Raw genomic sequence first — 12,791 nt, 5'->3', positions numbered from 1 at the left:
CTAATCTCTCTTGCGCGGCGTAGAAGAATCAATAATTTCCGCCTCAATCACGCTGCCGTCGGCACGATGCGCCTGCACTTCGCCGTCATATTCATAGCTAACATCGGGTTTCACTTTAAACCCGAAACCGCGCACCACGCGCTCAGGCTTAAATGCGCGCAACAGCCCCAGTCCTAATAAGCGGCGCAGCGGCGCAAAAAACAGACACAATGCCAAAATATCGCTGATAAAACCGGGGAAAATCAGCAAGACCCCTGCCAATACGCGGTAAATACCGCCGCCATCGCCTTGATGTAAAGGCTGCACCTGCTGCATTTTCAGCAAAAACCTGATTTGCTCGCCGCGCAAAATCGCTATACCTGCCAGCACGGAAGTAATTACCAAAGCCAGCGTCCCCAAGACGCTGAACACATCGACTACCGCCGACAGCACCATCAGTTCCAATACCAACCAAATCGCAAAAAACAATAATAAAGGCATCATCATCTCCTTGTTGAGAATAAAAGGAATGGTTACAAAATAAGAGAAATCAAGCTCTCTGAACAAAACGCCATGTTTGACAAGCCCTAAAGCCCTGCCTATATTAACGCCCTTTTATTTGATATTAAGGAAAAACTTATGTGCGGAATCGTCGCCGGCGTGGCAGAAAGAAATGTCGTGCCGATTTTATTGGAAGGGCTGAAACGCTTGGAATACCGCGGCTATGACTCCGCAGGGCTGGCGGTCAATAATGGCGATGCCATTGTGCGTACGCGTGCCGTGGGCAAAGTGGCGAGCTTGGTCAGCAAAGCGCAAGCGAATGCCGTACAAGGACAAAGCGGCATCGCCCACACCCGCTGGGCAACGCACGGCGTGCCCAGCGAAGCCAATGCCCACCCGCATATGAGCAGCGATAGCATAGCGCTTGTGCACAACGGCATCATTGAAAACTATCAGGAAATTCGCGCGGAACTCAGCGACCTAGGCTATGTATTCAGTTCCGAAACCGACACCGAAACCATCGCTCATCTCATTCATCACCATTACCGCGACAGCGGCAATTTGCAGCAAGCCGTCCGCCAAAGCCTCGTCCGACTGCGTGGCGCTTATGCGATTGCGGTCATGGCAGCAGACAAACCCGATGAAATCGTCGCCATACGCCACGGCTCGCCGATGGTCATCGGCATCGGTATCGGCGAACACTTCATCGCCTCCGATATTTTTGCCCTGCTGCCGGTTACACGCCGCTTTATCTATATGAAAGAAAGCGATTTGGCAGTGATTATGCGCGGCGAATACCGCATCTATGACGCGCAAGACCAATTGGTTACGCGAGACATCGTAGAAAGCGACCAAAGCAACGACATCAGCGGCAAAGGCGAATACAAACATTTCATGCAAAAAGAAATCTTTGAACAACCCACCGCCATTGCCGACACCCTTGAAGGCCGCCTTGCCCACGGCAAATTGCAGCTTGCCTCTTTCCGCCCCGAACTCTTAGACGTCCTCAAACGCACCCGCCAACTGCACATCATCGCCTGCGGCACCAGTTACCATGCGGGATTAGTCATGAAATACCGCTTTGAAGAAAGCGGCATCGCCACCCACGTCGAATATGCCAGCGAATACCTCTACCGCGACGTCGCCGTGCCCGAAAACACCCTATTTCTCAGTCTCTCGCAATCGGGCGAAACCGCCGACACCCTCGCCGCATTGGAAAAAGCCAAAAACAGCGGCAAATATTTAGACTTTCTCGCCATCTGCAATGTGCCGGAAAGCGCACTGACCAGAGCCGCAAACTTTAACCTCCTGACCCGTGCAGGGCGCGAAATCGGCGTCGCCTCCACCAAGGCATTCGTTACTCAAATTACCGTCTTGCACCTCGTCAATGCCCTCATCCTCGCCTTACAAAGCGGACAAGAACCCGATTTAAGCGCTTTGGAACAACTGCCGCGCCAATTGCAAGACATCCTCGCCCTAGAACCGCAAATCGCCGCCGCCGCCAAACTCATCGAGCACCGCCACGGCTGTCTCTTCCTCGGCCGCGGAGAAATGAGTGCCATTGCCGCCGAAGGTGCATTAAAACTCAAAGAACTGACCTATATTCACGCCGAAGCCTATCCGGCAGGCGAACTCAAACACGGACCGCTCGCCCTTGTTGACGAACATATGCCAGTTGTCGCCCTCGTCAAACACGACCGCGTCGAAGAAAAAGTCCTCAGCAATCTGCAAGAAGTGCAGGCACGCGGCGGTAAAATCATTCTGCTTGCCGACTCGCGCTGCAATACCGCTCCCTTCCCCGAAGCGCAAATCATCTGCTTGGGCGAACTCAATGACCTCAGCGCCAGTATTGCCGCCGTCATTCCCTTGCAACTGCTCGCCTATCACGTCGCCCTACTCAAAGGCACGGACGTGGATCAGCCGCGCAATTTGGCAAAATCGGTTACGGTAGAATAAAAGCAATAAAAAAAGGGCTGTTCAAAGCCCCCTTTTATTCCATCTGATTTTAATCTGCTTCGGCTTCTTTTTTCAAAAAAGCCAACATATCGCGTAGCATCGCAATTTCATCGGCTTGCTGTTTTAATAGGAAATGCTATGTATAGTCTCTTAACTTCAAAATGAAGATTATTCTAAGTGCTTCTCCTGACAAAATGTGTATCTCTAAGTCTCATTTTGAAGTTAAGGTACTATATTCTCAAGGGATTGATACATAGGATGGCAGTAGCAAGTGGTCAAATGGTCGTTTACCATGCCCATAGACTGCATAAAGGCATAGCAAATCGTCGGGCCGACAAAGCGAAAGCCGTCTTTTTTCAATTGCTTACTCATTGCTTCGGAAAGGCTGTTTTGCGTGGGAATTTCTCTTAAGTTCTGAAAATAATGGATATGCGGATTGCCGCCGACCATCTGCCACAGATAATCGGCAAATGTCTGCCGCTCACTAATACGCAGATAGGCTTGGGCATTGCTGATAAAGGCTTTAATTTTGAGTTTATTGCGGATAATGCCGCTGTTTTCGAGCAATGCGGCGCATTTGGCATCATCGTATGCCGCCATTTTTTCAGGGTCGAAATCATCAAAAGCGGCGTAATAGGCAGGGCGGCGCAGCAGAATCGTCCGCCAACTCAAACCTGCCTGCGCGCCTTCCAAGCACAGCATGGCAAACAAATGCCGGCTGTCATAGCAGGGAATGCCCCATTCATTATCGTGATAATCCAGATAGAAATCTTCTTTTGCCGCCCAAGGACAGGGATGCAACTCAAGGGCATTCATAAAATTCCACCGGCAAAGCATCGGGGTCTTTAATAAAGAAAAACTTGCGCTGCGTATAAGGATCGATGCGGATTGTTTCGCAATCTACGCCTTTATTTAATAAGTCTTGCCGCATTGTTTGCGTATCGGACACGGCAAAAGCCAAATGTCGCAGACCGCAGGCTTCCGGCGCATTCGGGCGCGGCGGCGGATTGGGAAAGGAAAACAGCTCTAAAAGATAATGTCCGTCAGGGGCGGCTAAATCGCATTTCCAAGAATCGCGTTCGGCGCGGTAATGCTCCGCCAAAATCTTTAAACCTAGGATTTGCGTATAAAAAGTCTTACTAAGCTCATAATCGCCGGCAATCAAAGCCACGTGATGAAGTCGCATATTTATTCCTTGTTATCTCGACGTTTTTTAAAGGCGCTTTCCTCGCCTTTGGCTAAGCGGCGGATGTTTTCGCGATGTCGGTAAATCAAGACGGCGACCATCGCCAGAATTGCCATCGGCAATTGTTTATCGGCAATCCAGAAAAATGCCAGCCAAGGCGCGCAGAAAGAGGCGATGAGGGCGGATAGGGAGGAGACGCGCGTCAAGAGAAAAATACCCAGCCAAATCACGATGCAAATCAGGGCGACAGGCCAATGCCAAGCCAACAGTACGCCGACGGCGGTCGCCACGCCTTTGCCGCCTTGAAAGGCAAAGAATATCGGGTACAGATGCCCGAAAAATGCGCCTAAGCCTGCCGCAATCCATAGATGGTCATGCGCGGGGAAAAGCATTTTGAGTATCAGCACGGGAATCAGGCCTTTGAGCAAATCGCCTGCCAAAGTAATGGCAGCGGCTTTTTTACCGCCGATGCGCATCACATTTGTGGCGCCGGGATTGCCCGAGCCTTGAGAGCGCGGATCGGGCAGCCCCATCATGCGACATACAATCACGGCGCTGCTTAAAGAACCGCTTAAATAGCCCGCCACAGCGGCGGCAATGACGGCAATAATCTGCATAATTTCTCCTTCTAGGCTAAAATTGTCCGTCTATCTTGACACAAATTCCGCGTTAATGGCTATGTTTTCAGACAAAGGGCAGAGAAAAGCGCGTATCTACCCGCAAGGACATTTAAGATGAAAGACATCATTTATCTACACAATATTAAAACCAGCACGATTATCGGCATTTTGCCGCATGAGCAAGTTCAGCCGCAAAGCCTGATTATCAGCTTGGAAATGGAAACCGATTTCAGTCAGTCAATTGAAAGCGACGATATTAGTCATGCGATTAATTATGCGGCGGTAGCGGATTGCGTATGCGCATTTGCCCGCGACAGCGCGTTCGGCTTATTGGAAGTCTTTGCCGCCGCCTTATTGGAAGAATTATTCGGCCAATTTCCGCCGGCGCAGGCCATTACCATCACCCTGCAAAAACCGGGGGCGATTGCCGCCACGCGCGAAGTCGGGCTAAAAATGCGCCGCAGCCGCGAAGCATAAGCTATACTGCATAGCCAAATGCGGCATATCCATCAAAGAAGGAAAATACATGATTTTTAATTGGTTTAAAAAAGGCAAAGAAGAACACAATGCGGCGGAAGAGACGCCTGAGCTTGAGCAGGCAGAAGTCGCGCCGCAAACTGATGAAGCATCGCCCGCGGCGGAGGCTTCTGATGCTCCTACCGAAGAAGCGCTTCAGCAAGCGGAAACCGCCGTCGAAACAGAGAGTAATACTTATCTTGAAGCGCCGATTGAGAGCGCAATACCTGACACTCCACCGGCAAGCGAAGCCATTATCAGCAGTGATACGGATAATGCGGCGACAGAAAAACAAGGCTATTTTGCCCGCCTGAAAGCAGGATTGAGCAAAACCCGCAGCGGATTTACCGATTTATTCTTAGGTAAGAAAACGCTGGACAAAGACCTGATTGAAGATTTGGAAATGCAATTGCTGAGCGCCGATGTCGGCATGGAAGTCACCATGCAAATCATTGATGATGTCAGCGCGCAATTAGAGCGCAATCAATTGCAAGATGTCGCCGCCGTGCAGCAGCGCGTTGCCGAGCATATGTGCGATTTACTCAAGCCCTATGAGCAAGCCTTGGATACGGACGGTGCCAAACCTTATGTCATTCTCATGGTCGGGATTAACGGCGCGGGCAAAACCACTACCATTGGTAAATTGGCGCACCGCTTTAAAAGCGAAGGCAAAAAAGTCATGCTGGCGGCGGGCGACACCTTCCGCGCTGCCGCGGTGGAGCAGCTGCAAACCTGGGGGGAACGCAATCAAGTGCCGGTGATTGCACAAAAAACCGGCGCCGACTCCGCCTCTGTGGCCTACGATGCCCTGCAATCAGCGCAGGCGCGCGGCGCCGATGTGCTGATTATCGACACTGCGGGACGTTTACACACTCAAGACCATTTAATGGAAGAACTCAAAAAAATCAAAAGAGTGCTGCAAAAACTCGATCCCGCCGTACCGCAGCAGACCTTATTGGTCATCGATGCGGGCAACGGGCAAAACGCGCTGCGCCAAGCCAAGCATTTCCATGAAGTCGTGGGGCTGGACGGCTTGATCGTCAGCAAACTGGACGGCACGGCGAAGGGCGGCATTTTATTTGCCATCAGCCACCAACTGCGCCTGCCGATACGCTTTATCGGCGTCGGGGAAAAAGCGGACGATTTACGTCCTTTTAACGTGCGTGATTTTGTGAATGTGCTACTATACAACGAGTAAAATTTATTGAAGGAAAGACCATGACAGCAACTGCTATTTCTATGCAGAATTCTCAATTACCCGTTGCTGCGCCTTCGTTTTGGCTGACCCCAAGCAGCGATATTGACCTCTACATCGCCAAAGTGCGTCAAATTCCCGTCTTAGAAGCCGAGCAAGAACGCGAATTGGCGGAGCAATTGCAAAAACACCAATCTTTGGAAGCCGCGCAAGTCCTAATCGTGCATCATTTGAAATTTGTCGTGCATATTGCGCGCGGTTTTTTAGGCTACGGTTTGCCGCTGGGCGATTTAATCCAAGAAGGCAATATCGGCTTGATGAAAGCCGTCAAACGATTCGAGCCGCAACGCGGTGTGCGCCTGATTTCTTTTGCCGTGCATTGGATTAAATCGGAAATCCATGAGTACGTGATTCGCAATTTCCGCATGATGAAAATTGCCACCACCAAAGCGCAGCGCAAATTATTCTTCAATCTGCGCAGCATGAAGAAATCCACCAATTGGCTGAATGAAAACGAAGCGCAAGCCATTGCCGACGAATTGGACGTCAGCATTAAAGACGTCTATGAAATGGAAAGCCGCCTGCAAGGTCAGGATATTGCCTTTGACCCGCTCGATAACGACGAAGAAGACAGCTTTGCCCCTTCCGCTTGGCTAGTTGATGAGAATATTGACCCCGCGCGCAGCACCGAACGCGAAGAACAAACCCATTTGATGCACCGCCGCCTACATCTGGGCTTAAACAAGCTCGATGCGCGCAGCCGTGAAATCGTGGAAACCCGCTGGTTGAATGAAGACAAAGCCACCCTGCAAAGTTTGGCGGACAAATACCAAGTCTCTGCCGAGCGGATTCGCCAGATTGAACAACAAGCTTTGGCAGAATTAAAGACAAGCATCAGCGCCTAAACACTTGCGGAAAAAATGAATAGCCGCATAATAGAGGTTCTGAGACAACCTACGTTAAATAAAGGAGTTTACACATGAGTCAGCAAATCAAACGCGCCGGATTGAAAGTCACAGGCCCGCGGATGAAAATTTTGGAAATCATGGAAAGAGAAACCTCGTCCAACGATGTGCATCTTTCCGCGGAAGACGTATATAAAATCCTGCTTAAAGCCGATGAAGACATTGGTTTGGCAACCATTTATCGCGTATTGACTCAATTTGAGCAGGCGGGCATTTTAAAACGCCATAATTTTGAAGGAAGCCACAGCGTATTTGAAATAGACAACGGCGACCATCATGACCATCTGATTTGCGTGAAAACAGGCAAAGTCGTGGAATTTTATGATGAAGTCATTGCCAAACGCCAAAAAGAAATTGCCGCCGAACATGGCTTTACTTTAGAAGATCACAGTTTGGTGCTATACGGAATCTATAACGGTGCGGATAAAGACAAATAATGCTTAAAACCGCTACGGCGGTTTTTTTAATGAACATCCGATATGTTAATCAGCGCCTATCTATGAACAAAACCTTTTTCCGCCCTCTCTTATTCAGCTTTTTATTCGCTTACGGTTTTGCCGCTGCAGAGCTAAGCGAAGCGCCGCTGCTCGGCAGCGACATTTTTGCCCAAGCCGAATGGAATAAAATGTCCATCGGCGACGTAAATGCCGATGGTATCGACAGCATCATAGCAGAACGCCTCTCGGCTTTGGCTGATGATGCTGCCGCGCATTATGAGCGCTATGTGTTGCATTATCGTCTCGGCGAAAAAACGGCGGCTGCCGATGCCCTGCAGCAAGCGGCGGTCAAAGGCGATATGCGCGCCCAATACGAACTCGGCATGGGCTATTTGCGCGGTGAAAATGCAGTGGCGCAAAATGAAGTGCAGGCGATTGCATGGCTGAAACTCGCCGCCAATGCGGGGCTGGCAGAAGCGCAATACAACCTCGGCGTGCTTTATGAACATGGCGTGGTCGGCTTAAGCGATATCGGACTTGCCGAACGCTACTATCTGATGGCGGCCGAGCAAAGCTATACGGCGGCGCAATACCGCCTCGGCATGCTGTACGGCAAAAAAGGCAGCATTGCCTATCAGGCGGCAAAAGCGCAGCAATGGCTAAGCCTTGCCGCCGCGCAAGGGCATGAAGCCGCCAAGAAGGCATTGGCTGATTTGCAATAAACGGCAAGTATTTTTTCTGCGCCTTGATATTGAGCAAAAAACAATTTCTTATTGCAATAATTAATAAAGATATTCTCCTTTGCTGAATTTTTAGCTTTACATCGCTAGAAACTCAAGCTATTTTTGCGCCGACATCTATTCGATGTCGGCTTTTATGAAAAAAAGAGGAGAGCATATGTTTGATACCGAAGCCATTCAACAAGCCGCCGCTGATCGGCACTACATCCATCAGCACCCCGAATTGCAATACGAGGAACACGGCACGGCGGCGCTGGTCGCCCAACGCTTGAGCGCCTTAGGCTATGAAGTGAAAACCGGTGTTGCCGGCACCGGTGTGCTGGCAACATTAGACACAGGGCGTGCCGGAGCCGTGATTGCTTTGCGTGCCGATATGGACGCGCTGCCGATTGAAGAAGCCAATGATCTGCCCTATCGCTCTGAATACAGCGGCAAAATGCACGCCTGCGGACATGACGGACATACCGCCACTTTATTACTCGCCGCTACGGAAATTATGCGCCGCAAAGCGCAATTATCCGGCGTGATTAAGCTAATTTTCCAACCTGCCGAAGAAGGCGGTAATGGGGCGGAAAAAATGGTTAAAGCCGGTGTCTTGGAAAATCCGCGCGTGGATGCGGTTTTCGGCTATCACAACCGCCCCGGTTATAAAACCGGCGCGATTTTCGCCAAAGCCGGTTCAACAATGGGCGGCAACGATACTTTTTATTTAACCTTGCAAGGTCGTTCGGGGCATTCCGCTATGCCGCATTTGGCGGTTGATCCGATTTATCTAGGTGCAGCCGTCATTATGCAATTGCAAGGCATTGTTTCAAGAGCCAAATCGCCTTTAAAAGCCGGCGTCATCAGCGTTACGGGTTTTGAGGCGGGCAATGCCGACAATATCATTCCCGAGACTGCCAAAATCATCATCAATATCCGCAGCGACAGCGCGGAAAGCCACCGGCAATTAGTCGGTAAACTCGAGGCTTTGATTGCCGGCGTTTGCGCGCCTTTTGAAGCCGAATTCAGGCTGGAGCATATTCATCACATTCCGCCGCTGGAAAATCATCGCGAGGAAACCGAGCGTGCTTTGCGGGCGATTCAAGCAATCCTGCCGCAAGCCGATGTGCAGCAAATCGATTATATGCCGACCATGGGGGCGGAAGATTTTGCCTATTACCTGCAAGAGCGTCCGGGCTGTTTTTTCTTTGTCGGCAATGGGATAGACAGCGCTTATTTGCATAATCATCGCTACGATTTTAATGATGCCATTTTGCCCACCGCCGCTGCGGCATTTGTGGGTATTGTCGAAGACTACTGCGGTAAAGGAGCTTAAGATGCAGAAATTTCTCAATGGCTTGGAGCGTATCGGCAATAAACTGCCGCATCCTTTCTTTCTCTTTTTATGGTTAGCCATCATCGTTGCTGTCGTTTCCTGCATCATGTCCTTGATAGGAGTAACGGCAACGAATCCGAAAACGCAGGCAGTTGTCGGCGTTAAAAATCTTCTCTCCGGCGCGGGATTAGAATACGTGCTTGGCTCAATGGTGAGCAACTTCATCAATTTCCCGCCTTTAGGGCTGATTATTGTCGTCATGTTCGGGATTGGACTGGCGGATAAAGTCGGCATGATCGGCAATTTAATCCATTACACCGTTGCCAAAGCGCCGCCTTCTATGCTGACATTTGTCGTCTTCATTGTCGGCATCAGCGGCAGCATCGCCTCCGATGCCAACTACCTCATTCTCATTCCCTTGGTGGCAATGATTTACCACTCTCTCGGCAGACATCCCTTGGCAGGTGCGGCAGCAGCTTACGGCGCAGCCGGCGCAGGCTTTGACATCAGCCTCTTTGTTACCGGTACGGATGTTACTTTGGCGGGACTAAGCACAAGCGCCGCGCAACTAATTAATCCGCAAGCGGAAATCACACCTTTGGACAATTACTATTTCACTGCCGCATCCGTGCCGCTGCTTGCCATTGTCGGCACGATTCTGATCGATAAAGTCATCGAGCCGCGCCTCAAGCGCACCATCAGCATTGACGAATCACTGGTGCAGAAACCCGATATGCGAGAAGTCAGCGCCCAAGAGCAAAAAGCGCTCAAAATGACCGGCTATGCCGCGCTTGCCTTTATCGCCGTCTTTGCCTTAATACTTTTGCCGCAGAATTCCCCTTTGCGCAATGAGAACGGCGGCTTATTGCCCTCGCCGTTTTTAAAATCCCTTGTACCCGTGATATTCCTATTCTTCATCACCGTAGGCATCACTTACGGACGCGTCGCCGGCACTTTGAAAACCATGCGCGATATTCCGGCAAAAATGACCGAAGCCGTGCGCGAAATGGCACCCACTCTCACGCTGTTTTTTGTCATCTCGCAATTTATCGCCTATTTCCGCTGGACAGGCTTGGGCGAAGTCATCGCTGTCTCAGGTTCTATCTTCTTGGAACATACCGGCTTTACCGGTCTGCCTCTTGTCGTTACCTTTATCATCATGACCGCCGCGCTCAATATCTTCATGACCAGCGGCTCTGCACAATGGTCGCTCATGTCGCCGATCTTCGTGCCGATGTTGATGATGATTGGATTTGAAGCGGCATTCGTGCAAGCCATGTTCCGTATCGGCGACTCCGTAACCAACATCATCTCGCCGATGAGCCCTTATTTTGCAGTCTGTCTTGCCAATATGCAGCGCTACCGCCCCGATTTGGGCATCGGCACGCTTATGGCGACCATGCTGCCGATCTCTATCGGCTTCCTGATCTGTTGGACGGCATTTCTGCTGCTGTGGCTATTGATCGGACTGCCGATTGGACCGGGCGTGTATATGATGACGTCTTCCGCCTAATCATGACTATAGTCGAAGAATTGAAAAAGTATTACGGCGTTGGCTCGCCTTGCCGTACTATCTGTACTGTCTGCGGCTCGCCGCCTTGTACTACTTTTTCACTTCTCCGACTATAGAAACGCTAAGAAAAAGCGCTTTACGGCGCTTTTTCTTTGTACATAAATTTTCCTAAAAGCAAGTCAAAATCCGTGAAAAGGAAAAATTTAATATTTTGTCCATGTGGTAATTTTTTTTTATTTAACGGATAACAATTTTTTCAAGAAATCATTTCTACTATTTTTTCACATCAAAAACACTAATTTCATCATAAAAATGCAGAATTAAGCGCATCTTCTACCGAAAAACACAGAAGCACCGCAAAATTTCCGCTTTACCGCAGGAATTTTTTTGTTAAGCTAAAAACTCTTAATGAACAACCGGAGATAACATGAGTCAATTAGACAGCCTGTTTAACAGCATCAAACAGCGCGACCCCAACCAAGCAGAATTTTATCAAGCCGTCGAAGAAGTCTTCCACAGTCTTGCCCCTTTTCTTGCCAAAAATCCTAAATACTCGCAGCAAGGGCTGTTAGAGCGCATTGTCGAGCCGGAGCGCGTGATCATGTTTCGTGTGGCATGGGTAGACGACAAAGGACAAGTGCAAGTCAATCGCGGCTATCGCGTGCAAATGTCCTCCGCCATCGGACCGTACAAAGGCGGTTTGCGCTTTCATCCCAGCGTCAATTTGGGTATCTTGAAATTCTTGGCATTCGAACAAGTCTTTAAAAACGCCCTGACCGCATTGCCGATGGGCGGCGGCAAAGGCGGATCGGATTTCGACCCCAAAGGCAAATCCGACGGCGAAGTCATGCGTTTCTGCCAAGCCTTTATGAGCGAACTTTACCGCCACATCGGCGCGGATACTGACGTACCGGCAGGGGATATCGGCGTCGGCGGACGCGAAATCGGCTTCCTCTTCGGGCAATACAAAAAACTGCGCAATGAATTTACCTCCGTGCTGACCGGCAAAGCGCTTAACTGGGGCGGCAGCCTTATCCGTCCCGAAGCCACCGGCTACGGTGCCGTCTATTTTGTGCAACATATGCTCAAAACGCGCGACGAAAGCATCGAAGGCAAACGCGTCGTTATTTCGGGTTCGGGCAACGTCTCGCAATACGCTGCGGAAAAAGCCCTGCAATTGGGCGCGAAAGTCTTAAGCGTATCCGATTCCAACGGCTATGTGCGTTTTGACGACAAAGGCATGAGCCAAGCTCAATTTGCCGCCTTGCTTGAGCTGAAAAACGAACGCCGCGAACGTCTTTCCGTTTATGCCGAAGAACAAGGCTTGCAATACTTTGAAGGGAAAAAACCTTGGGATGTCGCCTGCGATATCGCCCTGCCTTGCGCCACCCAAAACGAGCTTAAGGGCGAAGACGCCAAAACCCTGTTGAAAAACGGCTGCATCTGCGTTGCCGAAGGCGCGAACATGCCTTCCACCCTAGACGCGGCAGAAGCCTTTATCGACGCCAAAATCCTCTATGCCCCCGGAAAAGCGGCAAATGCGGGCGGCGTGGCAACCTCGGGACTGGAAATGAGCCAAAACGCCATCCGCCTCTCATGGACGCGCGAAGAAGTCGATGCCAAATTGGCGGACATCATGCAAAACATCCATGAAAACTGCGTGGAAAACGGCACTCATGACGGCTTTACCAACTATGTGGCCGGTGCCAACATCGCCGGCTTCAAGAAAGTCGCCCATGCCATGTTGGATCAAGGCATTGTGTAAAACGGCTTGTTTTAGCGAAAACACTCAATATAAAAGCGGCAATTGCCGCTTTTATGCTTTGAGAGGAAAAATCTCTATAGTTAATCCAGCTTAAAATTTG

General features: G+C 50.3%; 13 protein-coding genes and 1 pseudogene. 9 read left to right on the top strand and 5 right to left on the bottom strand.

Going from position 1 to position 12,791, the window contains the following annotated elements:
* On the bottom strand, window positions 1-480 hold the full coding sequence (locus DYC63_RS06580) for an FxsA family protein (RefSeq protein ID WP_218564569.1): 480 nt from the start codon (window positions 478-480) through the stop codon (window positions 1-3).
* 138 nt (window positions 481-618) lie between these two features.
* Between DYC63_RS06580 and glmS the strand changes: the two genes are divergently transcribed.
* Entirely contained in the window at window positions 619-2,436 is a 1,818-nt protein-coding gene (glmS, locus tag DYC63_RS06575) for a glutamine--fructose-6-phosphate transaminase (isomerizing) (protein WP_115218496.1), read from the top strand.
* Between the two features lie 222 nt (window positions 2,437-2,658).
* On the opposite strand, the gene DYC63_RS06570 is transcribed toward glmS, so the two are convergent.
* The 3 genes from DYC63_RS06570 to plsY are packed head-to-tail and all read right to left on the bottom strand — an operon-like array spanning window position 2,659 to window position 4,239.
* A complete protein-coding gene (locus DYC63_RS06570) occupies window positions 2,659-3,252 on the bottom strand; it encodes a DNA-3-methyladenine glycosylase I (RefSeq protein WP_115218495.1) in 594 nt (197 codons plus the stop codon).
* A complete protein-coding gene (gloA2, locus tag DYC63_RS06565; protein WP_115218494.1) occupies window positions 3,239-3,622 on the bottom strand; it encodes an SMU1112c/YaeR family gloxylase I-like metalloprotein in 384 nt (127 codons plus the stop codon). The genes DYC63_RS06570 and gloA2 overlap by 14 nt, the downstream gene beginning before the upstream one ends.
* 2 nt (window positions 3,623-3,624) lie before the next feature.
* A complete protein-coding gene (gene plsY / locus DYC63_RS06560) occupies window positions 3,625-4,239 on the bottom strand; it encodes a glycerol-3-phosphate 1-O-acyltransferase PlsY (protein ID WP_115218493.1) in 615 nt (204 codons plus the stop codon).
* 117 nt (window positions 4,240-4,356) lie between these two features.
* Between plsY and DYC63_RS06555 the strand changes: the two genes are divergently transcribed.
* From DYC63_RS06555 to DYC63_RS06525, 7 genes are all read left to right on the top strand, one after another.
* Window positions 4,357-4,719, top strand: a complete 363-nt coding sequence (locus DYC63_RS06555) for a dihydroneopterin aldolase (protein WP_115218492.1) — start codon at window positions 4,357-4,359, stop codon at window positions 4,717-4,719.
* Between the two features lie 49 nt (window positions 4,720-4,768).
* Window positions 4,769-5,956, top strand: a complete 1,188-nt coding sequence (gene ftsY / locus DYC63_RS06550) for a signal recognition particle-docking protein FtsY (protein ID WP_115218491.1) — start codon at window positions 4,769-4,771, stop codon at window positions 5,954-5,956.
* A 20-nt stretch (window positions 5,957-5,976) separates the two neighbouring features.
* Complete coding sequence (gene rpoH, locus DYC63_RS06545) at window positions 5,977-6,858, top strand: RNA polymerase sigma factor RpoH (protein WP_218564568.1); 882 nt, start codon at window positions 5,977-5,979, stop codon at window positions 6,856-6,858.
* A 74-nt stretch (window positions 6,859-6,932) separates the two neighbouring features.
* Window positions 6,933-7,355, top strand: coding sequence for a ferric iron uptake transcriptional regulator (gene fur, locus DYC63_RS06540; RefSeq protein WP_115218490.1), 423 nt, complete (start codon window positions 6,933-6,935; stop codon window positions 7,353-7,355).
* A 29-nt stretch (window positions 7,356-7,384) separates the two neighbouring features.
* Window positions 7,385-8,077, top strand: a complete 693-nt coding sequence (locus DYC63_RS06535) for a tetratricopeptide repeat protein (protein WP_172459448.1) — start codon at window positions 7,385-7,387, stop codon at window positions 8,075-8,077.
* A 175-nt stretch (window positions 8,078-8,252) separates the two neighbouring features.
* Window positions 8,253-9,413, top strand: coding sequence for a M20 metallopeptidase family protein (locus tag DYC63_RS06530; protein ID WP_115218488.1), 1,161 nt, complete (start codon window positions 8,253-8,255; stop codon window positions 9,411-9,413).
* A gap of 1 nt (window position 9,414) precedes the next feature.
* Window positions 9,415-10,926, top strand: a complete 1,512-nt coding sequence (locus DYC63_RS06525) for an AbgT family transporter (RefSeq protein WP_115218487.1) — start codon at window positions 9,415-9,417, stop codon at window positions 10,924-10,926.
* 5 nt (window positions 10,927-10,931) lie between these two features.
* Here the strand turns inward: DYC63_RS06525 and DYC63_RS13765 are convergent.
* A pseudogene (locus DYC63_RS13765) lies at window positions 10,932-11,041 on the bottom strand (IS30 family transposase); the annotation flags it as partial.
* A 312-nt stretch (window positions 11,042-11,353) separates the two neighbouring features.
* Here DYC63_RS13765 and gdhA point away from each other — a divergent pair.
* A complete protein-coding gene (gdhA, locus tag DYC63_RS06520) occupies window positions 11,354-12,691 on the top strand; it encodes an NADP-specific glutamate dehydrogenase (protein ID WP_115218486.1) in 1,338 nt (445 codons plus the stop codon).
* Window positions 12,692-12,791 lie beyond the last annotated feature (100 nt).

Source organism: Suttonella indologenes, assembly GCF_900460215.1.
Classification (GTDB): Bacteria; Pseudomonadota; Gammaproteobacteria; order Cardiobacteriales; family Cardiobacteriaceae; genus Suttonella; species Suttonella indologenes.
This window is presented reverse-complemented; position numbering and strand designations above follow the sequence as displayed.